Origin of the sequence: Streptomyces sodiiphilus, assembly GCF_039529215.1 — a bacterium.
Lineage (GTDB): Bacteria > Actinomycetota > Actinomycetes > Streptomycetales > Streptomycetaceae > Streptomyces > Streptomyces sodiiphilus.
In genome coordinates this window covers 1-23,540 of the sequence record NZ_BAAAMJ010000038.1, presented here as the reverse complement: position 1 = coordinate 23,540, position 23,540 = coordinate 1, and the positions used below count along the sequence as shown (strand labels likewise).

Genomic DNA, 23,540 nt, shown 5'->3' with positions numbered 1-23,540 from the left:
TCCACACACGAACCACCACTACCTAGGACGACTCGTGAGCCGTACCATCCTCGACCTGCACGTGATCCAGACCGTGCCGCCGAGCAACATCAACCGGGACGACACCGGCGCCCCAAAGACCGCCGTCTACGGCGGCGTGCGCCGCTCCCGCGTCTCCAGCCAGGCATGGAAGCGCGCCACCCGCGAGGCGTTCACCGAACTGCTGGAACCCGCCGAACTCGGCGTCCGCACCCGCAAGGTCGCCGAGCTCGTCGCGGACAGCATCCAGCAGCAGGACGACACGGTCGAGCGGGCCGAGGCCGTGAAGCTGGCCGCGGAGACCGTGCAGATCGCCACCGGCAGCAAGATCGAGGTCCCCAAGCGCAAGGCCAAGTCGGCCAAGGACGCGGACGCGACGGACACCGACGCCGAGCAGGCCGCCCCGGAGTCCTCCTACCTGATGTTCCTCAGCAGCCGCCAGCGCGACGGCCTGGCCGAACTCGCCCTGCGCGGACGCGAGGACATCAAGGCGTTCTTCAAGTCCAAGGAGAACAAGGCCGAGGCCAAGCAGATCGCCAACACCCGGCACTCGGTGGACATCGCCCTGTTCGGCCGCATGGTCGCCGACGCCGCCGACATCAACGTGGACGCCTCCACCCAGGTGGCCCACGCCATCAGCGTCCACGCCGCCGAGACGGAAGCCGACTACTACACCGCCGTCGACGACCGGAACACCGACGAGGAGTCCGGCGCCGGCATGATCGGCACCGTCGAGTTCAACTCCGCCACCCTCTACCGCTACGCCGCGCTCAACGTCGACCAGCTCGCCAAGAACCTCGGCCCCGGCATCCGCGACGACGACCCCGCCGCGGACCCCGTCCGCCGCGCCGTCGAGGCGTTCGTGCGCGGCTTCATCTCCTCCATGCCCACCGGCAAGGTCAACACCTTCGGCAACCACACCCTCCCCGACGCCGTCGTCGTCAAGCTCCGCTCCGACCGGCCCATCAGCTTCGTCGGCGCGTTCGAGCAGCCCACGAAGGGCGACTCGGGCCACGTCCGCGAGGCCTGCGAGAAGCTGGCCAAGTACATCCCGGATGTCGAGTCCACGTACGACGCCGCCGAGGGCACCGAAACCTGGGTCATGCGTGTCGGCGACGCCACCGCCGACCTCGCCGGCCTCGGCACCGAAGTGACCCTCTCCGAACTGGTCACCGCCGTCGGCCGGGCCGTGCAGCAGCGCCGGGAGCAGGGGGCATGAGTGTCCTCGTGCTGCAACTGGCCGGCCCCCTCCAGTCCTGGGGCGCCTCGGCCCGCTTCGCACGCCGTACCACCGAAGCGGTACCCACCAAGAGCGGCGTCATCGGCCTGCTCGCCGCCGCCCAGGGGCGGGACCGCACCGCCGACCTCTCCGACCTGGCCGACCTGCGCTTCGGCGTCCGCGTCGACCAGCCGGGCACCCGACTCACGGACTTCCAGACCGCACACCACTTCGACACCGACAAGTCGATGCCCGTCTCGCACCGCTACTACCTGGCCGACGCCGTCTTCGTCGCCGCGGTCGAGGGCGACGACGACCTCATCGCCGACCTGCACGAGGCCGTGCGGCGCCCGGTGTTCCTGCCCTACCTCGGACGCCGCTCCTGCCCCCCGTCCCGCCGCCTCGACCTCGGGGTGCGCACCGGAACGGACGTGACGGGCGCCCTGGCCGCCGAACCCTGGCGGGCGTCGGAGTGGCACCAGCGCGCCAGACGAAGCGAACCCACCGTCCTGCTCCGCACGTTCACCGATGGCCCGGCCTCCGACGCCCCGCCCTCCGGGGAACCGCGGCCCGGTAGCGGGGACAGCGGCCCGGCGGGCGGCGACGCGGACGGCAACGGCCAGGACACCGCAGACACGGGCCCCGGCGACCTGCTGCGCGACCACCCGCTCAGCTTCGACCCCCTCCACCGCCGCTACGCGCTGCGCGCCGTGCGATCCGGACACGTCCGGATCGCCAATCCCCGCGCCACCGGTGACCGGCGCACCGGCGGCCACGGCATCCTTCTCCACCACGACCCGGAAGCCGCACTGGGAGGCGGCAGCTGATGCACCTCACCCGCTTCCGCTTCAACACCGCACGCGCGGGCGCGCGCAGACTGCTGTCCTCACCACAGCGCCTGCACGCGGCCGTCATGGCCGGCTTCCCGGACCTCCTGCCCGGCGACACCACCACCCCCGGCAGCCCACGGGTGCTGTGGCGCGCCGACCACAACGCCCGGGCCGAAGTGCTGCTCTACATCGTCAGCCCTACTGCCCCCGACCTCACCCACCTCGTCGAACAAGCCGGATGGCCCGCAGCCGCGCAACCCGGGTGGAAGACGCACGACTACGCGTCCTTCCTCGCGCGCCTCACCCCAGGCAGCACCTGGAACTTCCGGCTCACCGCCAACCCGGTGCACTCCATCCGCCGCGAGGACGGCGAACCCACCAAGCGCACCGCACACCGAACCCCGCACCACCAGGTCGGCTGGCTGGTGGAGCGCCAGGACGCACTGGGCATCCGCCTGCTGGAGCGCCCCGCCCACCTCCGCGGCCCCCGCGAGCGACACGAGCACCTGCAGGTCGTCGTCCACGACCGCCACCGCCGCGAGTTCGACAAGACCACGGCGCCCGGTCAGAACGTGGCGACCGGCCCCGACGGCAGGCCCCAGGCTCGGAAACGGAATCGGGTCACCATGGTCACCGCCACCTTCGACGGCCTGTTGGAAGTCACCGACCCCGACGCACTCCGCCACACCCTGACCACCGGCGTCGGCCGTGGGAAGGCATACGGCTGCGGCCTGATGACCCTGGCTCCCGCCCCGGACACCGCGCCGGCGGGTGCCACGTCATGACCACCGCCGGCCAACGCCGCGCCTCCAGTCCGCGCGAACTCACCCGGGTCGGCGACCGCTCCTCGTTCGTCTACCTGGAACGCTGCACCGTGCACCGGGACTCCAACGCCATCACGGCGGACGACGTCGACGGCACCGTCCACATCCCGTCCGCCACCATCGGCACCCTGCTGCTGGGCCCCGGCACGCGCATCACCCACCAGGCGATGAGCGTGCTCGGGGACAGCGGCGCGGGCGTCGTGTGGGTCGGCGAACGAGGCGTCCGCTTCTACGCGGGCGGCCGCTCCCTGACCCGCTCCGCAGCCCTGGCCGAGGCACAGGCCACCGCGTGGGCCAACCGCCGCACCAGACTGGACGTCGCCCGGGCCATGTACCGGATGCGCTTCCCGGACGAGGACCCCTCCGGCGCCACCCGGCAGGAACTCCTCGGCATGGAGGGCGACCGGGTCAAGCGCTGCTACCGCGCACAGGCCGCACGCGTCGGCATCCCGTGGCACGGACGCCAGTACGTCCCCGGGGACTTCACCGCCGGAGACGCACCCAACCAGGGCGTCACCGCAGCCGCCCAGTGCATGTACGGCATCGCCCAGGCCGTCGTCTCCGCCCTGGGGTGCAGCCCCAGCCTCGGCTTCGTCCACTCCGGCCACGAGCTGGCGTTCGTCCTCGACATCGCCGACCTCTACAAGACCGAGATCGGCATCCCCGTGGCCTTCGACGTCGCGGCGGAAAGCCCCGAGGACATCGGCTCCCGCACCCGCCGCGCGCTGCGCGACCGGGTCAACGAGGCCGGCCTGCTCGACCGCTGCGTCAAGGACATCAAGACGCTGCTCCTCCCGGCAGGCGGTACCACCGACCCCGGCACGGAACTCGACACCGAGGACCGCGTCACCCTGCGCACCGACCGGGGCCCCGACCTCGACGCCGGCCGCAACTACGCCGAGGGAGTGATCTGGTGACCGTCATCGTGCTCACCGACTGCCCAGTCGGCCTGCGGGGCCTCCTCACCCGGTGGCTGCTGGAGATATCCCCCGGCGTCTTCATCGGCGGCCCCTCCGCCCGCGTCCGGGACGTGCTGTGGGACGAGGTCCGCCAGTACGCGGGCAAGGGCCGCGCCCTGCTCGCCTACACCACGAACAACGAGCAGGGCTTCACCTTCAGAACACACGACCACAAGTGGCACCCGGTCGACCACGAGGGCATGACCCTCATCCGCCGCCCCAGCGACCGCAGCACCACCCCCACCATCAAGCCCGGCTGGAGCAAGGCCGGCAAACGCCGCCGCTACGGAAACAGGTGAGCCGATGTCTGTATTGCCGCCAATGCCGGACTCTCAACAAGTAAGGAAAAACAGCCTCCCCCGCCGATAAACCCGCAGGTCAGCAAGTCTGCTCCCCGCGCACGCGGGGATGGCCCCAAGGAGGCGTCATGCCCAAGATGGTGCTGCTCCTGCTCCCCGCGCACGCGGGGATGGCCCCCGCTGCATCCGGACCCCGTACCGGAAGCCCCCCTGCTCCCCGCGCACGCGGGGATGGCCCCCGCCAGCGTATCGGAAGCGAGATCAGCGGCAACTGCTCCCCGCGCACGCGGGGATGGCCCCAGCGCAACCACGGCCGCCGATACCTGCCCCGCCTGCTCCCCGCGCACGCGGGGATGGCCCCCAGCCTCCCTCACCGTAGCAATCGTTGCAGACCTGCTCCCCGCGCACGCGGGGATGGCCCCGCTGACCCGTTTGAAATTGGGCGCGAGGTAGCCTGCTCCCCGCGCACGCGGGGATGGCCCCTGGAGGCCATCGCCACCGCCCTTGGCACCCAGCTGCTCCCCGCGCACGCGGGGATGGCCCCGGGACCACATGGCGGAACATCGCCGACCCGCCCTGCTCCCCGCGCACGCGGGGATGGCCCCAATAGCCGCAATGACCAGCGCAATCGGGCCCACTGCTCCCCGCGCACGCGGGGATGGCCCCATCCGGATGTCCGGGTGTTCGTGACTGTGATTCTGCTCCCCGCGCACGCGGGGATGGCCCCGAGTTTGTGCCCGTTGGAGTTCTGTCCCCCGCCTGCTCCCCGCGCACGCGGGGATGGCCCCCTACGCAGCTAAACGGCCGGACCCGAAGACTTCCTGCTCCCCGCGCACGCGGGGATGGCCCGAGCTTGCCAAGCTTGAGGCCAAGGAAGCCGAGCTGCTCCCCGCGCACGCGGGGATGGCCCCATCGCCGCGCCCGGACGGAAATTCGCCGCCGACTGCTCCCCGCGCACGCGGGGATGGCCCCAAATCCCGGGGCGGTCCCGGAAATCAGGCCGGCTGCTCCCCGCGCACGCGGGGATGGCCCCCGACAGTAGAAATCCCGGGGGCCGGAAAAGTCCTGCTCCCCGCGCACGCGGGGATGGCCCCGGTGGAAGCCGACACTACCTATGAGGCGCACGCTGCTCCCCGCGCACGCGGGGATGGCCCCGTAATTCACGCCACGTGCACAGTTCCCATCGACTGCTCCCCGCGCACGCGGGGATGGCCCCTGGCTCACGTACCAAGGCCAAGGCGCCGGCCGCTGCTCCCCGCGCACGCGGGGATGGCCCCAACAAGTACTTGAAAGCGGCTGAGTACGCCTTCTGCTCCCCGCGCACGCGGGGATGGCCCCTGTGGCGGCTGAGCTCGACCACGCGGCCCGCGCTGCTCCCCGCGCACGCGGGGATGGCCCCTGGGTCATCGGGAAATGGAACAACTTTAGCTTCTGCTCCCCGCGCACGCGGGGATGGCCCCCCTGCGGGGCAGCGCCCGACGCTGCTGGTGACCTGCTCCCCGCGCACGCGGGGATGGCCCCAGGCAGCCGTCGTTGTCGGCCGGGTCGGTGGGCTGCTCCCCGCGCACGCGGGGATGGCCCCATCCCCACGGCTATCGCGGTGACCGGGCTGGACTGCTCCCCGCGCACGCGGGGATGGCCCCCGTACTGGCCCGACCACTTCAGCGCACACCATCTGCTCCCCGCGCACGCGGGGATGGTCCCTTCATTGCCATCGTGCGGCCGATCTCGCGGGCCTGCTCCCCGCGCATGCGGGGATGGGCCTGGGGGTACGCACGGTGTCCCTCAGGCGGGCGGCTGAGCTTCAGTGGGAGGCCCCGGCCCCGCCGTTCAAGTCCCCCTGTCTCGGCTGGAGCGGTACGCGTGACGGCGGCGAGGTGGGCGTGAGGGGGCATGTGCACCACACCGTCTTCCCACTGAAAGGGGCACGGCTACGGCTACCCCACGCGGTCGAGAGAACGGCGACGAGAAGCATGCCCCGACCCGATTCCGCCTCCTGGCAAGGGGCTGTTTCCGCTGTTGGGGGATGCGTTGCACACCCATCGGTCACCTCGATGAGCAGCGTGGTGGTTGCGGGAGTGAGGAGGCAGCGACCCGGCTCCGGCAAGTTCTCCTGTGAATGATCAGTTGACTGGCCTGGCAACCTTTCGCTGCATGAGAGCTGGCTTGTGCCCTCGTATGTGGACATGCCCAGATGGAGGCCGGGCGACGGTCCTCGCCCGTGAGTCGTGGCATTCGCGACCAACTCGCCGATGAGGAGCGTCGGTGTATCTGTGAGGTACCCCCACTCGGAGAGCTGGAGTGCGGCGATCCGTCGTGCCAGATGGGCGCCCTCGGCTGAGGCTGCGAACGAGGTTGTGAAGTTGCGTGACGGGGTGCGGAGCTGTTGCGCGAGGTGGGACATGGGCTACCTCTCTCGTGATGGCCGACTGCGACACGGCGTGAAGTAACGCAATGCATGTGTTCGCTTGCAATGTGTCGCTCTCGTGCGACAGCATGAAGGTGCAACGCCACGGAGTGCAACACGAACACCACGATCGGTTGAACGTTCGTCGCGGACTTGTCGTCAGGCGCCAGGCCTGGCAGCGGAGATGCAGGGGAGGGCCCACGTGCCCGTTGACCGGAACCCGACTGTGCGCAGAAGGCGTCTCGGAATGTTGCTGCGACGCAGGCGAGAGGAGGTTGGGCTGACTCTGGAAGAAGTGGCCCGGCACCTGGAGTGTCACAAGGCGACCATCTCGCGGCTGGAGCTGGGAAGGTCAGGGTTGAGGGCTCGTGACCTGCGTCAGTTGCTTGAGCTGTACGGCGTGACCGACGAGGAGCGGGTCGAGTCGTATGTGGAGATGTCCCGTCAGGGGCGGAAGTCGGGGTGGTGGGAGCGGCATGCCTCGGGGCTGAGGCCCGCATACACGGACTTCATTGCGCTGGAAGCTGAAGCGGTGGGAATGCGTAGCTACCAGCCTCTGCTCATCCCGGGGCTGCTCCAGACGCCTGCCTACGCGAGGTGCATCATCGCCGCTCATCCGGCAGTGGTGAGTGAAGAGGAGTTGGAACGTCGGGTTGAAGTGAGGTTGGGGCGTCAGGCGTTGCTGGCCGGCGGTGGAAGTCTCACATTTCGTGCGGTGATTGGTGAGGCGGCCCTACGTAGCGGCGTCGGCGGTGAGTCGGTGATGAGGGCGCAGGTCGAGCACTTGCTCGAAGTGGCCGACAGGCCGAACGTCGATGTGCAAGTGTTGCCGCTGGGTGTGGGTGAGCACCCTGGTGGTAGTGGGCCCTTCGTGATCTTCACCTTCCCGCTTCCGGAGGAGAGCCACGTTGTGTGCGAGGAGGGCTTGCTCACGTCGGTCTATCTCGACAGTGTGGATGAGGTGCGGGCCTATGCGTCGGCCTTCGACGCTCTGTGCGCTGCGGCGCTCAGCCCTCGCGTGTCCTGCGACATGCTCGCCGAGTTGGTGCTCGGTCTGAAGTGAGAGGTGACGGTGCATGGCAAGCAATCGAGGCGACGGAGCCACCCCAGGCGTAGCTTGGTGGAAGTCCAGCTACAGCGGGGGAGAAGGGGACTGTGTGGAGGTGGTCCGTCTCGCCTCCCGCGCCGTAGGCGTGCGCGACTCCAAGCGCGCGTTGGGGCCTCACCTCGATGTGCCAGTCGAGGGGTGGCGAGCTTTCATACTCGGTGCCCAGTCGCACAACTTCGAGCCAGTGCAGAGGCGTTAAGGTCGCCCCATATGTCTCTTTGTTGCCCCAGCTTCGGCTATGCCGGAATCTCGACAAGTAATGAAAAACGGCTGCGCCTGTAGGTGAAAGCGCTGGTCAGCAAGTGTGCTCCCCGCGCATGCGGGGATGGTCCCCCGATGACCCTCACCGCAGACGAGTGGAACGAGTGCTCCCCGCGCATGCGGGGATGGTCCTTCGGCGGTTACACCGGGCATGGTGACATTGTCGTGCTCCCCGCGCATGCGGGGATGGTCCCTTCACTGGTTCCACCATCGTCCACAGCGGGCCGTGCTCCCCGCGCATGCGGGGATGGTCCCCCCATGCGCACCGCGTACAGGTCGGTGAGGCCGTGCTCCCCGCGCATGCGGGGATGGTCCCGACCGGTGTCCGCTGGCAGGATGTCGCCGAATGTGCTCCCCGCGCATGCGGGGATGGTCCCTTGACCGGCTCATTCGCTGGCAAGCCTTTCCGGTGCTCCCCGCGCATGCGGGGATGGTCCCGCCGCCTTGGACCAGTACTGCGTGGTCTGGACGTGCTCCCCGCGCATGCGGGGATGGTCCCACCGCGCGCAGGGCGTGGCGCTCGCTGGGGCGGTGCTCCCCGCGCATGCGGGGATGGTCCCCGAGGATCGACCGGCTTCCGGCGCGTCAGCTCGTGCTCCCCGCGCATGCGGGGATGGTCCCACCAAGTTCGCCGATGGTGATGGCCAGGCCCTGTGCTCCCCGCGCATGCGGGGATGGTCCCCCGAAGCCCGGCAGCATGACCGCCAGGCCCACGTGCTCCCCGCGCATGCGGGGATGGTCCCACGGACAGCGGGACTCGCTGGGGGTTCGTGACGTGCTCCCCGCGCATGCGGGGATGGTCCCTGCCATCCCGCGCCGAGGCAGTCTCCACCGCCCATGCGGGACCAGGCCCGTTGCGCATTCGCCAGGGCTGGCGGGGGTAGGGCCTCCAAGGCCGACCGTCGTTCCGGCGGTGATCCGAAGTCCTCGTGCGTGGTGATCCCTGGCCAGGCCGAAGAAGGTGCCACGTCAAGGGCCCAGCTGTTCACGCTGGTGCGAAATGTCTTCCGAGTCGGGAGGGCGGGGGGAGCCTCAGCCAGGCCGTGCTCTCCGAGTCCCAGCCTCTCAACATCATCGTCCCGAGCCTGGTCTCGACGGGCACGCCTTGAGAAAGGATGAGCCCGGTGAATGTCAGGTGGACTGCGTGGTAGGTCTCAGCCACCCGGGGCCAGTCGATGGTCGGCGGTCCTTGCGAATCTGCGGATCCGAATCTGTCGCACAGATCTCTGAAGTCACTGGCCCGGCTGATGGTGAAGACGTTGGCATCTTTGGGGTCGGAGGAACTCAATCCCTCTCAGTGCTCGCCCCGGTGCGAAGTGGTCGTTGACCCGCATCGCACTCCATGCCGGGGCGTCCGGTGCCAGGAAGGACGAAGTCCAGAGTGCCCCGCCAGGTTTGCCGAGCAAGCGTGGGTCGTTGAAAAGCCTCGGAGGGCGGAGTGTGGTGACAGGATCGGTGCTGATGATCGCCTGAGGGTAGGAGAGGTGGTGCATGGCCCGCAGCGCCGGGTGGTGGCTCAGGGTGGCCAGTAGGATCCCGGCCGCTTCCCTGTTCAGTGCTTCGCCCTCTGGCAACCGGGATGTGAGCTCCGGATCGTGTGCAAGGGATGCAGCGGAATACACTGCCGCCTCATACACATCGCAGGCAGATGAAGGGTCGACGAATCCGTCAGCAAGCTCACGGGCGAGCATTCGGGAAATGGGTGCGGCTATTTCGGCGACGCTGATGGGGAGAGAATCCACGATATCCCCCAACGGAGCCCCGGCATGTCGGCGACGTGATGGTAGCAACGCCACGTCGACGCCATCGACAAGGCGGCACGGTCACTGGGGGCGGGACTGCCCACCGGCGCCCTTTCCTGCCGGTCGCCGCCCGGCCATCCCGCCGAAGTGCCGTGGCGTGCGTGACGCCCGGGGCTGAGTCCACGGAATCCCGGGCCGCGACAGAGGAGATGCGGCCCCTCGCCCGCAAGGGAGGGGCATCCGGCGAGAGAGGTCACGGCTGGCGGTCAGCATATGTCACCCACTCTGTGTCCTTCTGTTTCCTTGTGGGGAACTAAGTTCGACAGATACCGTACCGGCGCAAAGAGCCATCCCTGTGACGAGTGGAGCGTGTGCCGGTGAAGCTGCTGCGAGTGGGTGCGCCCGGTGAGGAGCGGCCGGCGGTTCTGGCCGGGGACGGACGGGTGCTGGATCTGTCCGGGCTGACCGGTGACATCGACGGCGCGTTCCTGGCGTCGGGCGGTGTGGAGCGGGCGCGGGAGGCGCTGGAGCGCCGGGAGCTGCCGGAGCTGGACGCGTCGGGGCTGCGGGTCGGGGCGCCGGTGGCGCGGCCGGGCAAGGTGGTCTGCATCGGCCTCAACTACCGGGACCACGCGGCCGAGACGGGTGCCGAGCCGCCGAAGCGGCCGGTGGTGTTCATGAAGGACCCGCACTGTGTCGTCGGCCCGGACGACACGGTGCTCGTGCCGCGCGGCTCCACGCGCACCGACTGGGAGGTGGAGCTGGCGGTGGTCATCGGCCGCAAGGCCCGCTACCTGGAGTCGGAGGACGACGCGCTGGCGGCGATCGCCGGCTACGCGGTCAGCCACGACGTGTCGGAGCGGGAGTTCCAGCTGGACTTCTCCCCGCAGTGGGACCTGGGCAAGTCCTGCGAGACGTTCAACCCGCTCGGCCCGTGGCTGGTCACCCCGGACGAGGCCGGTGACCCGCAGGACCTGCGGCTGACCCTGGCCGTCAACGGGGAGCGGCGGCAGGACGGCACCACCGCCGACATGATCTTCCCCGTCGCGGAACTGGTCCTCTACCTGAGCCGGTTCATGGTGCTGTATCCGGGCGACGTCATCAACACCGGTACTCCCGCCGGGGTTTCGCTGGGCAAGCCGGACGTGCCGTTCCTGCGGGCGGGTGACACGGTCGAGCTGGAGATCTCCGGGCTGGGACGGCAGCGCCAGACCCTGGCCCAGGCGTGAGCGCCACCGGCGGTGCGCGTCCGTCCGGGCCGCGCCCGGCGCGGGTGGTGGCCGCCGACACCCGCGATGTCCGGTTCCCGACCTCCCGGGAGCTGGACGGCTCGGACGCGATGAACCCGGACCCGGACTACTCGGCCGCCTACCTGACGCTGCGCACCGACGCGGCGGACGGCGCGGAGGGGCACGGCTTCGTGTTCACCATCGGCCGGGGCAACGACGTGCAGGTCGCCGCGATCGAGGCGCTGCTGCCGTACGTGGTGGGACGGGACGCGGACGCGCTGTGCGCGGACCCGGGGGCGCTGTACCGGGAGCTGACGGGGGACAGTCAGCTGCGCTGGCTGGGCCCGGAGAAGGGCGTCATGCATATGGCCATCGGCGCGGTGGTCAACGCGGTGTGGGATCTGGCCGCCCGCCGGGCCGGCAAGCCGCTGTGGCAACTGCTCGCGGACGCCGAGCCGGAGTGGCTGGTGTCCCAGGTGGACTTCCGCTATCTCACCGACGCGCTGACCCCGGGCGACGCGCTGCGGCTGCTGCGCCGCGGCAAGGAGGGCGCGCACACCCGCGCCCAGGTACTGCGCGAGCGCGGCTACCCGGCCTACACCACCAGTCCGGGCTGGCTCGGCTACAGCGACGAGAAACTGACGCGGCTGGCCCGGCAGGCGGTGGCCGAGGGCTTCACCCAGATCAAGCTGAAGGTCGGCGCCGACCTGGACGACGACATCCGGCGGCTGCGCGCCGCCCGCGCCGCCGTGGGCCCGGACATCCGCATCGCGATCGACGCCAACCAGCGCTGGGACGTCGGCGAGGCCGTCGAATGGACCCGCGCCCTGGCCGGGTCCGGCCCGTACTGGATCGAGGAGCCCACCAGCCCGGACGACATCCTCGGCCACGCCGCCGTCCGGGCCGCCGTGGCGCCGGTGAAGGTCGCCACCGGCGAACACGCCCACAACCGCGTCATGTTCAAGCAGCTGCTGCAGGCCCGTGCCGTCGACGTGCTGCAACTGGACGCGGCCCGGGTCGGGGGCGTCAACGAGAACCTGGCGATCCTGCTGCTCGCCGCGTATCACGGCGTGCCCGTCTGCCCGCACGCCGGGGGCGTGGGGCTGTGCGAGCTGGTGCAGCACCTGGCGATGTTCGACTACGTGGCACTCTCGGGCACCACGGAGGACCGGGTGATCGAGTACGTCGACCACCTGCACGAGCACTTCACCGACCCGGTGCGGATCACCGGCGGCCACTACGCCGCCCCCACCGCCCCCGGGTTCTCCTCACAGATGCGCCCGGCGGCGCTCGCCCAGTACGGCTACCCGCACGGCGCCTTCTGGACCGCCGACCGTGCCGCCGCCGGTGCCGCCGCCATCGCTGTGGACCGCCGGGCCGCCCGCGCCTCCGGCCGCCCCGGGATCCCCGCACCCCGGCGGCCCCCGCACGGCACACCGCACCCGCCGGCAACGGAAGGAGAGGCATGAGCGACACCGCCCCCGCCCCTGTCCCCGCCCCGGCGGCGCCCGGTGACCTGGCCGGGCTGCGGGCGCTGGTGACCGGCGGCGCCTCCGGCATCGGCCTGGCCACCGCCCGGCTGCTGGCCGCCCGGGGCGCCCACGTCGCCGTCCTGGACCGCGCGGCCACCGCCCTCAACCGGGACCACGACGGCACCGGCGGCGAACCGCTGCGCGGCTTCCGCGCCGACGTCCGCGACGACGCCGCGGTGCGTGCCGCCGTCGCCTCCGCCGCCCGCCACCTGGGCGGCCTGGACATCCTGGTCAACAACGCCGGCATCGGCGCGGCCGGGACCGTCGAGGACAACGACGACGAGGAGTGGCACCGCGTCCTGGACGTCAACGTCCTCGGCATCGTCCGCACCACCCGCGCCGCGCTCGGCCACCTGCGCCGCTCCCGGCACGCCGCCGTCGTCAACACCTGCTCGATCGCCGCCACCGCCGGGCTGCCGCAGCGCGCCCTGTACTCGGCGAGCAAGGGGGCCGTGCTGTCGCTGACCCTGGCCATGGCCGCCGACCACGTGCGCGACGGCATCCGGGTGAACTGCGTGAACCCGGGCACGGCCGACACCCCGTGGGTGGCGCGGCTGCTGGAGGCCGCCGACGACCCGCAGGCCGAGCGGGCCGCGCTGCGCGCCCGGCAGCCGATGGGCCGGCTGGTCACCGCCGGCGAGGTCGCCGCGGCCGTCGTCTACCTGGCGAGCCCGGCGGCGGCCTCCGTCACCGGCACCGCCCTGGCCGTGGACGGCGGCATGGCGGGCCTGCGCCCGCGCCCCGTCGGTCAGTGACCCGGGCGGGAAGGAACGGGTCCGGGCCCCGAAACCGCGACGAGGCCGCTGTTTCAGGGCCCGGTCCCCGGCTCCCACCCACGCGGCGCCCCCGTCCCTCCGCCCTCCGACGTGAAGGAGCAGCATGCGGCACCGTCCTCTGGGGCGCAGCGGCGTCACCGTCACCGAGCTGAGCCATGGCACGGCCGCTCTGGGCGGCCTGTACGCGCCGGTGGGGGAGGAGGAGGCGCGGGCGGCGGTGGACGCGGCCTGGGAGGAGGGTGTGCGCTGCTTCGACACCGCGCCGCACTACGGCCTGGGCCTGTCCGAGCGGCGGCTGGGCGCGGCGCTGGCGGACCGGCCGCGCGAGGAGTATGTGCTGTCCACAAAGGTGGGACGGCTGCTGGTGCCCGCGCCCGGGGCGGTGGGTGACGACCTGGCTCACGGGTTCGCGGTGCCGGCGACGCACCGCCGGGTGTGGGATTTCGGTGCGGACGGGGTGCGGCGCGGCCTGGAGGAGTCACTGGGACGGCTGGGCCTGGACCGGATCGATGTCGTCCTGCTGCACGACCCGGACGACCACGAGCGGCAGGCGCTGGAGGAGGCGTACCCGGCGCTGGAGCGGATGCGTGCCGAGGGCACGGTGGGGGCGATCGGCGTGGGCATGAACCAGTCGGCGATGCCCGCCCGCTTCGTGCGGGACACCGACATCGACGTGGTGCTGTGCGCGGGCCGCTACACCCTGCTGGACACCGGTGCCCTGAGCGACCTGCTGCCCGCCGCGTCGGCCCGGTCGGTCTCGGTGATGGTGGGCGGGGTGTACAACTCGGGGCTGCTGGCCGACCCGCGCCCGGGGGCCTCCTTCGACTACGCGCCCGCCCCGCCCGCCGTGCTGGAGCGGGCCCTGCGCCTGAAGGCGGTGGCGGGGCGGCACGGGGTTCCGCTGCGGGCCGCCGCCCTGCGGTTTCCGCTCGCCCACCCGGCGGTCGCCGCCGTGCTCACCGGCGGCCGGTCGGCGGCCGAGGTGCGGGACGCGGCGGCGATGCTGCGCCGTCCGGTGCCCGCCGCGTTCTGGGAGGAGCTGCGCGCCGCGGGCCTGCTGCCGCCCGACGCGCCCGTCCCGGAGCCGGCCGGGGGGCCCGCCGTGGCGGGGGAGGAGGAAGCGGACCGTTGATCGTCGACGCGCACCATCACGTGTGGGACCTGTCCGTCCGCGACCAGGAGTGGATCACCGGGGAGGCGCTGGCGCCGCTGCGCCGCGACTTCACGCTCGCCGACCTGGCGCCCCTGGCGCGGGCGGCCGGGGTGGGCGGCACGGTGCTGGTGCAGACGGTGACCGTGCCGGAGGAGACGCCGGAGCTGCTGGAGCTGGCGCGCGGTGACGGCCTCGTCGCCGCGGTGGTCGGCTGGACGGACCTCGCCCGCCCGGGTGTGGCGGAGGAGCTGGCGTGGCTGCGGGCGCTGCCGGGCGGGGGGAAGCTGGCCGGGATCCGTCACCAGGTGCAGGCCGAGCCCGACCCGCGCTGGCTGCTGCGCCCGGACGTGTCCCGGGGGCTGGCCGCCGTGGGCGAGGCCGGGCTGGTCTATGACCTGCTGGTGCTGCCGCATCAGCTCCCGGCTGCGGTGGAGGCGGCCCGGGCGTATCCGGGGCTGGTCTTCGTGCTGGATCATCTGGCGAAGCCGCCGGTGGCCGCCGGCCGTCCGCCGGGCAGCGGCGGTCCGGCGGACGGGTGGGCGGCGGATCTGCGGCGGCTGGCGGCGCTGCCGAACACCGTGTGCAAGCTGTCGGGGCTGGTCACGGAGGCGCGGTGGGACCGCTGGCGTACGGAGAACCTGCGCCCGTACGCGCAGGTGGCGCTGGACGCGTTCGGTCCGGGGCGGGTGATGTTCGGCTCCGACTGGCCGGTGTGCCTGACCGCCGCCGGCTACGGGGAGGTGCTGGAGGCCGCCCGGGAGCTGACGGCCGGGCTGGGTCCGGCGGAGCGGGGGGCGGTGTTCGCCGGTACCGCGGCCCGGGTCTACGGCCTGGAGGGCCGGGCGGCGGGCTGACCGGGCACGGCCGGGAGGTGTCCGGCAGCACCGGACAGGCACGGGCCACGGCATGACGGGCCGCGACGGGCCGGGCCGCAAACGGGGCCGGGCCGCGCGCAGGCCGCGAGGGGACGCCACCGGCCCGAGGCAGGCGCAGGAAGAAGCCCGTGTCCTTCCGCCCGACCGGCCCGGCCGATTCGCCTCGCGGCCCGAGGCGCGGCAGATTGGGGAGTGTGCCCCACACGGTGTCGAACCTGAGCCGCGCCGGCTACGCCCGCTGGCTGCCTCTGGCGCTGCTCGTCCTCGGTACCGTGCTCAATCTGCTGACGCCGCCGGACATCACCTTCGTGCCGGTGTTCGCCGCCGTGCCGCTGGTGGCGGCGTCCCTGTCGTCGTTCCGCAACACCGCCGCCATTGGCTTGCTGACCACGGCGGTGGTCGCCGCCCTGCTGGTGGGGCGGCACGAGGCCGGGCTGAGCGACCAGGGCGTCAACATCGCCACCGTCGGAACGGTCTCGCTGCTGGCCCTGGGCATCAACAGCACGGTGAGGCGCGGCATCCGGCAGGTGGCCTCCGCCCGCGGTGTCGCCGAGGCGGTGCAGCGCGCCGTGCTGCCGCCTCCGCCCGACCGGATGGGCCAGGTGCGTGTCGCCGCCCGCTACGTGGCGGCCCAGTCCGACGCGCTGATCGGCGGCGACCTGTACGCGGCGCAGAGCAGCCCGCACGGCGTGCGGCTGCTGATCGCCGACGTGCGCGGCAAGGGGCTGCAGGCGGCGGAGTCGGTGGCCGTGCTGCTGGGCTCGTTCCGGGAGACCGCCCAGTACAAGGCCGATCTGCGCACGGTCGCCCGCCGGCTCGACGCCGCCCTGGCCCGGGACACCGCCCGGCGCGAGGAACGCGGCGAGGACACCGACGAGAGCATCGAGAACTTCGCCACCGCCTGCCTCGTGGAGATCCCCGCGGACGACACCGGCACGTTGCGCATCCTGAACCGCGGCCATCCGGCCCCCCTGCTGCTGGTGCCGGGGCTCACGCCGCGCTACCTGGAGCCCTCCGCGCCGGCCCTGCCGCTGGGCCTGACAGGGGTGGGGGGCTGGGACGACCACGTGGACACGGAGATCTTTCCCCCCGGTGCCCAGCTGCTGCTCTACACCGACGGTGTGAGTGAGGCCCGCGACGAGCGCGGCACCTTCTACGATCCGGCGCGCGGACTGCGCGGCCGGACCTTCAAGGACCCGGGCGACCTGGCCGATCAGCTCATCGCGAGCGTCACCGCGTTCTCCCGCGGCGGTGTGCACGACGACATCGCGATCCTCGCGGTCCAGCAGCCCCCGCGCCCCGCGCACGGGCCGCTGTCCGGGGCCGGCGGCCGGGCCGGTGACGCCGGGGGCGGGCAGCACGCGTAACGCCGGAAACTGGTCCGTTCCGGGAACTGTTCCGGCACGCTGTGCGACTTTAGAATGACGGGACGATACGGGCGCGGGGGCCGCATCGCGCGCCCGAAGGCCATGGGGAGGCCGAAGATGGCCGCACAGGCGGGGGACATACCGAGGCTGCGCGTCGCTGTGGAGGACGGCGAGGCGCGCGCCGCCGGGGAACTGCACAGGCTCGGATCGTGGCTGGACGCCGACCCGGCACTCAGCGGAGTGGTGACGGTCGAGCGGCGCGAGGGCGCGCCCGGCAGCTCGATGGGCCTGGAGGACGAGCTGCTGATCGGGCTGGTCACCACCGCGGTGGTCGACAGCGTGTTCCGGCTCCTGAGCGCGGCCTGCAACTACCTGCGCAACCGCGGGGGCCGCCGCAGGATCACGATCTCGGTCGAGGACACCGATCTGCGGATCACCCTGGACAGCCGCACCCCGTACCGGCGCGGTGAGCTGGAGGAGATGGCCGAGCGGGCGGCGAGGGCCATCCGGCGCGGGCTTCCGGAGTGATCCGGCCATGCCTTACCAGCAGCCCGACCCCGGACGGTCCCGGGCGGTGCTCATCGGCGTGTCCCGGTACGCACACGGCGACTACCCGGACCTGCCTTCGGTGGCGGCCGGTCTGGACGAACTGAACGCCGTTCTCACCGACGACAGTCTCGGGCGCATGGCCGCCGCCCGCACCACCGTGCTGCACTCCCCGCGCCGGGAGCGCATGGTGGCGGCGGTGCGGGACGCGGTCGCCGGCGCGGAGGACCTGCTGCTGCTGTACTTCGCCGGGCACGGCCGGCTGGAGCCGGGGCCGCAGGAGCCCCGGGTCGGTGAACTGCACCTGCTGCCCACCGAGGCCGCCCCCGATGAGGCCGGGCTGCACGGCATCAGCTACCGGCACCTGACCGGCCTGCTGCGGGAGTCCCGCGCCGAGCACATCGTGGTGATCCTCGACTGCTGCTACTCCGGCAGCGCCCTCAACGGCGGGCAGCCGGCCGGCCGCCGGTACGCGCTGATCACCTCCTCGCGGGAGATGGGACGGCAGTGGTCGGGGGACGGCCGCAGTCCCACCCCGTTCACCTCCGCGCTTCTGCGGGTGCTGCGCGAGGGAGTGGTCCCGGGCCGCCCGGTGACCGTCGAGGACCTGCCGGAGGCGCTGGGGCAGCACGCGGCGGCGGACGCCCGGCGGGCCGCCCGTGACCCCGGCAGCCACCCCGAGGACTGGTTCCCGAACGTGCTGACCGTCGGGGCCTGCGGCAGGACAGTGCTCTCCCAGGCCATCACCTCGCCCGGCCTGTCGCGGGCGGCGCGCCTGGCGGCCCCGCTGCGCCGGGGCGTCGCGGCGGTGCGCCGCAGCGCACCGGGGCGCGCAACCCGTGCGGCCCGGGCGGCGTTCGAACCGGGACGGCCCTGGTGGCACCGGGTGCTGGCCGTGGCGGCGGGGGCGGCCGTGGTGGGACTGGCGCCGGCAGCCCTGGCAGTGGGCAGACTGTTGCAGCCCGGCCCCGATCCCTGCCTGCCCGCGCTGGAACTCCGGATCCTGACCACGCCCGAACAGGAGGCGGCGATCGCCCGGGTGCTGGAAGGTTTCCACGCCTCCCCCCTGGCGGACCGTCCCCTGGGGGACCGGCCGGAGGGCTGCCGCCAGATCGGCACCACGGTCCACGCCGCGCCGACCGGTCCGGCCGTCCGGGCGTTACGGGACTCGGCCGCCTGGGCCGAACCGGAGCGGGCCTGCCCCCGGACGACCGCGGAGCGGGACTGCGCCGCGCCGCTGCGCGACGTCGGCCCGCAGCCCGACGTGTGGCTGCCCGCCGCCTCCACCTCGCTCGCCCGGGTGCGCGACGCCGTCGAACGGCCGGAGAGCGCCCTGTACCTGGGCGAGCCGGAGACGCTGGCCCGCTCCCGGGCGGTCCTCGCGGTGCCGGGGTCGCTCAAGGGAGTCGAAGAGGACTGGAGGCCGAGACACTCTCTGGGTGAGCTGCTGGCCATCGCTGAGCGGGAACAGTTGCCCGTCCGGCACGCGGACCCGGACTCCTCCGAGGCGGCTCTCGCTCACGCCTTGGCCGAATCCCTCGCCCCGGACAACACCGGCCTGCCGGAACAGGACGAGGAGGTCCCGGCGGACGACAGCCGACTGCTGTGCGCCCTGGCTGGCGAGGAGCCCCGGGCCGCTCTGCTGATCGCCGAGCCCACCGCCGCGATGCTTCTCGAAGAGTCTCTGGGGCCCGCCTGCCTGACCGGCAGCAGAAGCAGGTACCTCTACGGCGCAGCCGACGCCGGGTTCACCGCCTACTACCCCAATGATGTCCCGGCGCTGGACCTGACGTTCGTCCCGGTGCACTGGGAGGGCGCGACCGCGGACGCCGCCGACCGGCGGGAGGCCGTGGAGCGGCTGCGGCGGTGGCTGCGCTCGGACGAGGGCCGCTGGGCCCTGGCCGAGCAGGGCTTCCGGGACCGCGACGACCGCCGGGAGTATCTGGGCGGGCGGTCGGCCCTCAACCAGCAGGACGCGCTGTGGGCGTATCCGCTGCCGGTGGCGCCGCCGGTCCGGGAGGGCCGCATGGTCCGGTTGCTGGACAACGCCGGGGCGGACCGGCGAGCCGGCCGGGGGAACCCGTGAGAGCCGCCCGGGCCCGGGGGGCCGTGCTGGCGGCGCTCGCCGTGCCGGCGCTGCTGGCCGCGTCGTGCTCCGGCGGGCCGGAAGCGGATGCGTTCCCGGCCGACGACGGGCGGCCGCTGGTGGTGGTCAGCAGCGCGGACCTGACCACCAGGGACGGGCGCAGCGTGCGCCGGGAGCTGATCGACGCGTGGAACGCGATCGAGGGCAACCGGGAGGCCCGGCTGGTGGAGCTGCCCTCGGGGGCGGACACCGCCCGCAGTCAGCTCGTCGCCTCCCTCCAGTCGGGCACCGCCGACTTCGACCTGCTGAACCTCGACATCGTGTGGATACCCGAGTTCGCCGAGGCGGGGCTGATCGCGGAGCTGGACGAAGAGCTGCTGGAGCCGGACTTCCTGCCGCAGGCCGCCCGGGCGGGCCGGTGGCGCGGGGCGGTGTACGCGGTGCCGTTCAACACCGATGTGGGGCTGCTGTACTACCGGACCGATCTGCTGGGCGAGCTGGACCGGGGGCCGGAGCGGTTGCGTGAGGAGACGCTGGGGGAGCTGCTCGGGAACTGGCCGCGGGGGGCCCGCCATCCCCTCTACATCACCCAGCTCGCGTCCTACGAGGGGCTCACGGTCAACGCCATGGAGGCGCTGTGGAGTTCGGGGGCGGAGCTGGTGGACGAGGACGGCCGCTACGTCGGCAGCAGGGAAGAGCTGGAGGCCGGCCTGAGGGAGCTGGAGCGGATCACCGGCGCCGAGATCAACCCGCTCGCCGACGAGGCGGACGAGACGCTGTCGCTGCGGGAGTTCAGCGACGAGGACAGCGGCACGGTGCTGATGCGCAACTGGCCCTATGCCGCGACGCAGCTGGACGCCGCCCTTCCCCCGGATGTCGGGTTCGGGATCACCACCCTGCCGGGGGCGGCGGCCCTGGGCGGGCAGAGCCTGGCCGTCGCGGCGGACAGCGTCCGGGCGCGGGACGCCGAGAAGCTGATCGAGTTTCTGACCCACCCCGGTACCGACAGCCAGCGCAGCCTGCTGCGGGCGGGGTTCGCGCCGGCGCTGCGCGACGCGTACCGGCTGGAGGGTTCCGGCGGGCCGGACTGCCACAGGTCGCGCTTCTTCGCCCGCCCGGAGCCGCCGTCGGGGGACCGGCGGGAGCTGCCCCCGGGGGCGCCGTCGGGGAGCGCGCCGGTGTACGGGGCGGTGGGTTACGCGGAGTTGCTGTGGTGCGCGCTTCAGGAGGCGCGGCCCCGGCCGGCCACCCCGCACTACCCGGAGTTCTCCCGGCTGCTGCGGACCGAGGTGAAGCGGATGCTGGACGACAAGGGCTGGACGCCGCGGTCCGCGGCCGAGGCGCTGCACGAGGCGCTGCCCGGGGTGCTGGGCGGCGAACCGGTGCGCCCGGCGGAATCACCGTAGGTGAGTGAGAGGCGGCGCTCCGCATAACATTTGATGAACTGTCAATTGTTATGTCCACGCTAGGGTCGGCAGATTTTGCCCGGTTTGCTGGAGTTGGCCACTGAAAGTCCCCGGGCTCTCCTCTAGTTATTCCCTCCGCCACTTGGAATATGGCGGTCGGGTCTATTAACGTTCGATAACGCAGCGCGGTCGTCATCGCCGTCACGAGACGGCGCCGTGCTCTGTCGCCGAATCCGGCGCGTGCGCAACAACTGCACCGAAGGAACCGGGGAACCACGTTTCTTGGGGTGAATCGGACAGCCGGCAGCCACCGGCTGACCGTAGGAGACCTTCCTGCTCCGAACCCGTCAGCTAACCCGGTAGGCGAAGGAAGGAAAGGAGAGCGCCTCCGTGGCGTCTAACCGGCATGCCTACGGCGAGGGTACGACCGACACCCTCGCCCCGTACGACCCTCACCACCAGGAGGGGAACGGCCCCGCGTACTTCGGGCCCGAGCGTACCGACGGTGAGCCGATCAGCGAGTGGAACCCCAGCGCGGACACGATCCGCCCCGTGCGCGGCCGCCACCGGGTCGCCAAGCAGCGCGGCGGCAGCATCGCCCGCAGCCGCGCCGTGCTCGGCGTCGGCGTCTTCGCCGCCGTCGGCGCCGGAGGCATGACGACCGCCGAGGGCAACGCGGGCGTCCCCGGCATGGACGCCGCGGCCGACAAGGTCCGCTCCATTCCCGACCAGATCCCCGGCCTCGGCACCCTGGTCTCCGCCGACGAGGACGTCCAGGACACCGTCGCCTTCACCTCCGCGCCCCTCACCCAGGCCGCCGCCGTCACCGCCACCGCCGACACCGGCAGCGGGGCCGACGCCGGCGAGGCGCTGCGCGCCCGCATCCTCCAGCAGGCCGACCAGCAGGAGGCCCAGGCCGAGGCAGAGGCACGCGCCGCCGCCGTCGAGGCCGCCGCCGCGGGCGCCGCAGCCGAGGCCGCCCAGCAGGCCGAGGCCGAGCGGCTCGCCGAGGAGGAGCGCAAGCGCAAGGCAGAAGAGGAGCGCAAGCGCAAGGAGGAGGAAGAGCGCATCGCCAAGCTGCGCGCCAGCTTCACCCTCCCCCTCAGCAGCTACAACATCACCTCCCGGTTCGGCGACAGCGGCACCATGTGGCAGAGCAACCACACCGGCACCGACTTCGCCGCTCCCACCGGAACCCCCGTCAAGAACGTGCACACCGGCGTCGTCACCGAGGCGGGCTGGGCCGGCTCCTACGGTTACCGCGTCACCGTCGAACTCTCCGACGGCACCGAGGTCTCCTACAGCCACCTCTCCTCGATCACCGTCTCCACCGGCCAGGAAGTCATCACCGGCGAGACCGTCGGGCACGTCGGCTCCACCGGCAACTCCTCGGGCCCGCACCTCCACCTGGAGGTGGCCCCCGGCGGCGGCAGCTTCGTCGACCCGCTCGCCTGGCTGCGCGACAAGGGCCTGTCCGTCTGACCCACGGCCCACCCCGACCGGTCCCACCGGCCCCCGGTGTGTGACCGGCCCACCACCCCGGCGGCCCTGGCGACCCCCCCGACGCCAGGGCCGTCGGTCTGCCTCCCCGCGACCCGGCGGCCCTGGCGCCACTCGTGAGGTCCCGGGCCGCCGGCCCCCTCCCCGCCCCGGCCGCCTTCTCTCCCCGCCGCCTCCGGCGGCTCCGCGCGGCGGGCCCCTACGCTGGCCGCCATGACCGACATCACCCGACGCCCGGTGGGCACCCTGCGGATCTCCCCTCTCTGCCTCGGCGGCAACGTCTTCGGCTGGACCGCCGACGAAACGGCCTCGTTCAAGATCCTCGACGCCTACGCCACCGCGGGCGGCAACCTCATCGACACCGCCGACTCCTACACCGCCCGGGTCGTGGGCAACAAGGGCGGCGAATCGGAGACGATCATCGGCCGCTGGCTGGACCGCCGGGGCCGCCGCGACGACGTCCTCGTCGCCACCAAGGTCGGCGCCCACCCCGAGTACCAGGGCCTGGCCGCCGACACCATCAAGCGCGCCGCCGACGCCTCCCTGCGCCGCCTGAACACCGACCGCATCGACCTCTACTACACCCACTTCGACGACGAGAGCGTCGAGGTGGGCGAGATCATCACCGCGCTGGACGACCTCGTCCGGGCCGGCAAGGTCCGCGAGATCGCCGCCTCCAACATCTCGCCCGCCCGCCTGGAGGAATCCCTCGCCTTCTCCGCGCGCGAGGGCAAGGCCGCCTACGTCGCCCTCCAGCCGCACTACAACCTGGTCTCCCGCGACACCTACGAGGGCGAACTCGCCGACGTGGTCGCCCGGCACGGCATGGCCTGTCTGCCCTACTTCGCCCTTGCCAAGGGCTTCCTGACCGGCAAGTACCGGCCCGGAACCACCGTGGACAGCCCGCGCGCCGCCCGCGCCGCGCAGTACCTCGACACCGCCGAGGGCCCTCGTGTCCTGGCCGTCCTCGACGAGGTCGCCGCGAACCACCGCACCGACCACGCCGCGGTCGCCCTCGCCTGGCTCGCCGCCCGGCCCACCGTCGCCGCCCCCATCGCCAGCGCCCGCACCACGGAGCAGCTGCGCCCGCTGCTGGCCTCCATGGAGCTGACCCTGACCGCTGACGAACTCGCCGTCCTGGACCGGGCGTCCGCCCCCGCCGGCGAGCCCAGCGCCTGAGGGCCGCCACGAACGGCCCTGCCGCGGCTCACTCCTTCGGGTGGAGTTCGATGCTTGACCTGCTGTTTTCACGGGAGGTTCGAAAGAATGGGGGGAGTCGGAGCAGGGAAGGGGACGGGGAGCGTCATGGAGGATCGGGTGGGTTCGGTCGGGTTGGTGGAGGAAGGGCTGCCGGATCTGAATGAGTTGGGTGCGGGGGAGCGGGTCGAGTTGTTGCGGTGGCT

The 23,540-nt window shown here is 72.4% G+C and carries 18 protein-coding genes, 2 CRISPR repeat arrays and 1 riboswitch; all 18 genes read left to right on the top strand.

Going from position 1 to position 23,540, the window contains the following annotated elements:
• Positions 1-34 precede the first annotated feature (34 nt).
• Positions 35-1,237 carry a type I-E CRISPR-associated protein Cas7/Cse4/CasC gene (gene cas7e / locus ABD299_RS17895; RefSeq protein WP_344263607.1) on the top strand — a complete coding sequence of 401 codons (1,203 nt, stop codon included), beginning with the start codon at positions 35-37 and terminating at the stop codon, positions 1,235-1,237.
• A complete protein-coding gene (cas5e, locus tag ABD299_RS17890; RefSeq protein WP_344263605.1) occupies positions 1,234-2,064 on the top strand; it encodes a type I-E CRISPR-associated protein Cas5/CasD in 831 nt (276 codons plus the stop codon). The genes cas7e and cas5e overlap by 4 nt, the downstream gene beginning before the upstream one ends.
• Positions 2,064-2,852 (top strand): type I-E CRISPR-associated protein Cas6/Cse3/CasE, encoded by a 789-nt coding sequence (gene cas6e / locus ABD299_RS17885; protein ID WP_344263603.1) that lies wholly within the window; start codon positions 2,064-2,066, stop codon positions 2,850-2,852. Before cas5e ends, cas6e begins: the two co-directional genes overlap by 1 nt.
• Positions 2,849-3,808, top strand: coding sequence for a type I-E CRISPR-associated endonuclease Cas1e (gene cas1e / locus ABD299_RS17880; RefSeq protein ID WP_344263601.1), 960 nt, complete (start codon positions 2,849-2,851; stop codon positions 3,806-3,808). The genes cas6e and cas1e overlap by 4 nt, the downstream gene beginning before the upstream one ends.
• A complete protein-coding gene (gene cas2e, locus ABD299_RS17875; protein WP_344263599.1) occupies positions 3,805-4,149 on the top strand; it encodes a type I-E CRISPR-associated endoribonuclease Cas2e in 345 nt (114 codons plus the stop codon). The genes cas1e and cas2e overlap by 4 nt, the downstream gene beginning before the upstream one ends.
• An 88-nt stretch (positions 4,150-4,237) precedes the next feature.
• Positions 4,238-5,914: a CRISPR direct-repeat array (repeat unit 29 nt; unit sequence CTGCTCCCCGCGCACGCGGGGATGGCCCC).
• Positions 5,915-6,803: 889 nt separating this feature from the next.
• Complete coding sequence (locus tag ABD299_RS17870; RefSeq protein ID WP_344263597.1) at positions 6,804-7,619, top strand: helix-turn-helix domain-containing protein; 816 nt, start codon at positions 6,804-6,806, stop codon at positions 7,617-7,619.
• Positions 7,620-7,632: 13 nt separating this feature from the next.
• Complete coding sequence (locus tag ABD299_RS17865; protein ID WP_344263595.1) at positions 7,633-7,863, top strand: DUF397 domain-containing protein; 231 nt, start codon at positions 7,633-7,635, stop codon at positions 7,861-7,863.
• 105 nt (positions 7,864-7,968) lie between these two features.
• Positions 7,969-8,729: a CRISPR direct-repeat array (repeat unit 29 nt; unit sequence GTGCTCCCCGCGCATGCGGGGATGGTCCC).
• A gap of 1,315 nt (positions 8,730-10,044) precedes the next feature.
• Entirely contained in the window at positions 10,045-10,896 is an 852-nt protein-coding gene (locus ABD299_RS17860; RefSeq protein ID WP_344263593.1) for a fumarylacetoacetate hydrolase family protein, read from the top strand.
• Complete coding sequence (locus tag ABD299_RS17855; RefSeq protein ID WP_344263591.1) at positions 10,893-12,365, top strand: enolase C-terminal domain-like protein; 1,473 nt, start codon at positions 10,893-10,895, stop codon at positions 12,363-12,365. Before ABD299_RS17860 ends, ABD299_RS17855 begins: the two co-directional genes overlap by 4 nt.
• On the top strand, positions 12,362-13,183 hold the full coding sequence (locus ABD299_RS17850) for an SDR family NAD(P)-dependent oxidoreductase (protein ID WP_344263589.1): 822 nt from the start codon (positions 12,362-12,364) through the stop codon (positions 13,181-13,183). The genes ABD299_RS17855 and ABD299_RS17850 overlap by 4 nt, the downstream gene beginning before the upstream one ends.
• 124 nt (positions 13,184-13,307) lie before the next feature.
• Positions 13,308-14,336: an aldo/keto reductase gene (locus ABD299_RS17845; protein ID WP_344263587.1), complete on the top strand. Its 1,029-nt coding sequence runs from the start codon at positions 13,308-13,310 to the stop codon at positions 14,334-14,336.
• Positions 14,333-15,211, top strand: coding sequence for an amidohydrolase family protein (locus ABD299_RS17840; RefSeq protein ID WP_344263585.1), 879 nt, complete (start codon positions 14,333-14,335; stop codon positions 15,209-15,211). Before ABD299_RS17845 ends, ABD299_RS17840 begins: the two co-directional genes overlap by 4 nt.
• A 227-nt stretch (positions 15,212-15,438) precedes the next feature.
• Positions 15,439-16,599 carry a PP2C family protein-serine/threonine phosphatase gene (locus tag ABD299_RS17835; protein ID WP_344263583.1) on the top strand — a complete coding sequence of 387 codons (1,161 nt, stop codon included), beginning with the start codon at positions 15,439-15,441 and terminating at the stop codon, positions 16,597-16,599.
• A gap of 117 nt (positions 16,600-16,716) precedes the next feature.
• Positions 16,717-17,127, top strand: coding sequence for an effector-associated constant component EACC1 (locus ABD299_RS17830; RefSeq protein ID WP_344263581.1), 411 nt, complete (start codon positions 16,717-16,719; stop codon positions 17,125-17,127).
• A 7-nt stretch (positions 17,128-17,134) separates the two neighbouring features.
• On the top strand, positions 17,135-19,231 hold the full coding sequence (locus tag ABD299_RS17825) for a caspase, EACC1-associated type (protein ID WP_344263579.1): 2,097 nt from the start codon (positions 17,135-17,137) through the stop codon (positions 19,229-19,231).
• Entirely contained in the window at positions 19,228-20,637 is a 1,410-nt protein-coding gene (locus tag ABD299_RS17820; protein ID WP_344263577.1) for an extracellular solute-binding protein, read from the top strand. Before ABD299_RS17825 ends, ABD299_RS17820 begins: the two co-directional genes overlap by 4 nt.
• Before the next feature lie 215 nt (positions 20,638-20,852).
• A riboswitch (cyclic di-AMP (ydaO/yuaA leader) is annotated at positions 20,853-21,018 on the top strand.
• A gap of 9 nt (positions 21,019-21,027) precedes the next feature.
• Entirely contained in the window at positions 21,028-22,119 is a 1,092-nt protein-coding gene (locus ABD299_RS17815) for a M23 family metallopeptidase (protein WP_344263575.1), read from the top strand.
• A gap of 231 nt (positions 22,120-22,350) precedes the next feature.
• The gene (locus ABD299_RS17810; protein ID WP_344263573.1) at positions 22,351-23,316 is read left to right on the top strand and encodes an aldo/keto reductase; all 966 of its coding nucleotides are present in this window, start codon (positions 22,351-22,353) and stop codon (positions 23,314-23,316) included.
• The last annotated feature ends 224 nt before the right edge of the window (positions 23,317-23,540 follow it).

What these genes read in the sequence shown, in the direction of transcription:
- cas5e (WP_344263605.1), top strand. Translation starts at nt 1,234, where the DNA reads ATGAGTGTCCTCGTGCTGCAACTGGCCGGCCCCCTCCAGTCCTGGGGC.
- cas6e (WP_344263603.1), top strand. Translation starts at nt 2,064, where the DNA reads ATGCACCTCACCCGCTTCCGCTTCAACACCGCACGCGCGGGCGCGCGC.
- cas1e (WP_344263601.1), top strand. Translation starts at nt 2,849, where the DNA reads ATGACCACCGCCGGCCAACGCCGCGCCTCCAGTCCGCGCGAACTCACC.
- ABD299_RS17870 (WP_344263597.1), top strand. Translation starts at nt 6,804, where the DNA reads ATGTTGCTGCGACGCAGGCGAGAGGAGGTTGGGCTGACTCTGGAAGAA.
- ABD299_RS17865 (WP_344263595.1), top strand. Translation starts at nt 7,633, where the DNA reads ATGGCAAGCAATCGAGGCGACGGAGCCACCCCAGGCGTAGCTTGGTGG.
- ABD299_RS17850 (WP_344263589.1), top strand. Translation starts at nt 12,362, where the DNA reads ATGAGCGACACCGCCCCCGCCCCTGTCCCCGCCCCGGCGGCGCCCGGT.
- ABD299_RS17845 (WP_344263587.1), top strand. Translation starts at nt 13,308, where the DNA reads ATGCGGCACCGTCCTCTGGGGCGCAGCGGCGTCACCGTCACCGAGCTG.
- ABD299_RS17830 (WP_344263581.1), top strand. Translation starts at nt 16,717, where the DNA reads ATGGCCGCACAGGCGGGGGACATACCGAGGCTGCGCGTCGCTGTGGAG.
- ABD299_RS17825 (WP_344263579.1), top strand. Translation starts at nt 17,135, where the DNA reads ATGCCTTACCAGCAGCCCGACCCCGGACGGTCCCGGGCGGTGCTCATC.
- ABD299_RS17810 (WP_344263573.1), top strand. Translation starts at nt 22,351, where the DNA reads ATGACCGACATCACCCGACGCCCGGTGGGCACCCTGCGGATCTCCCCT.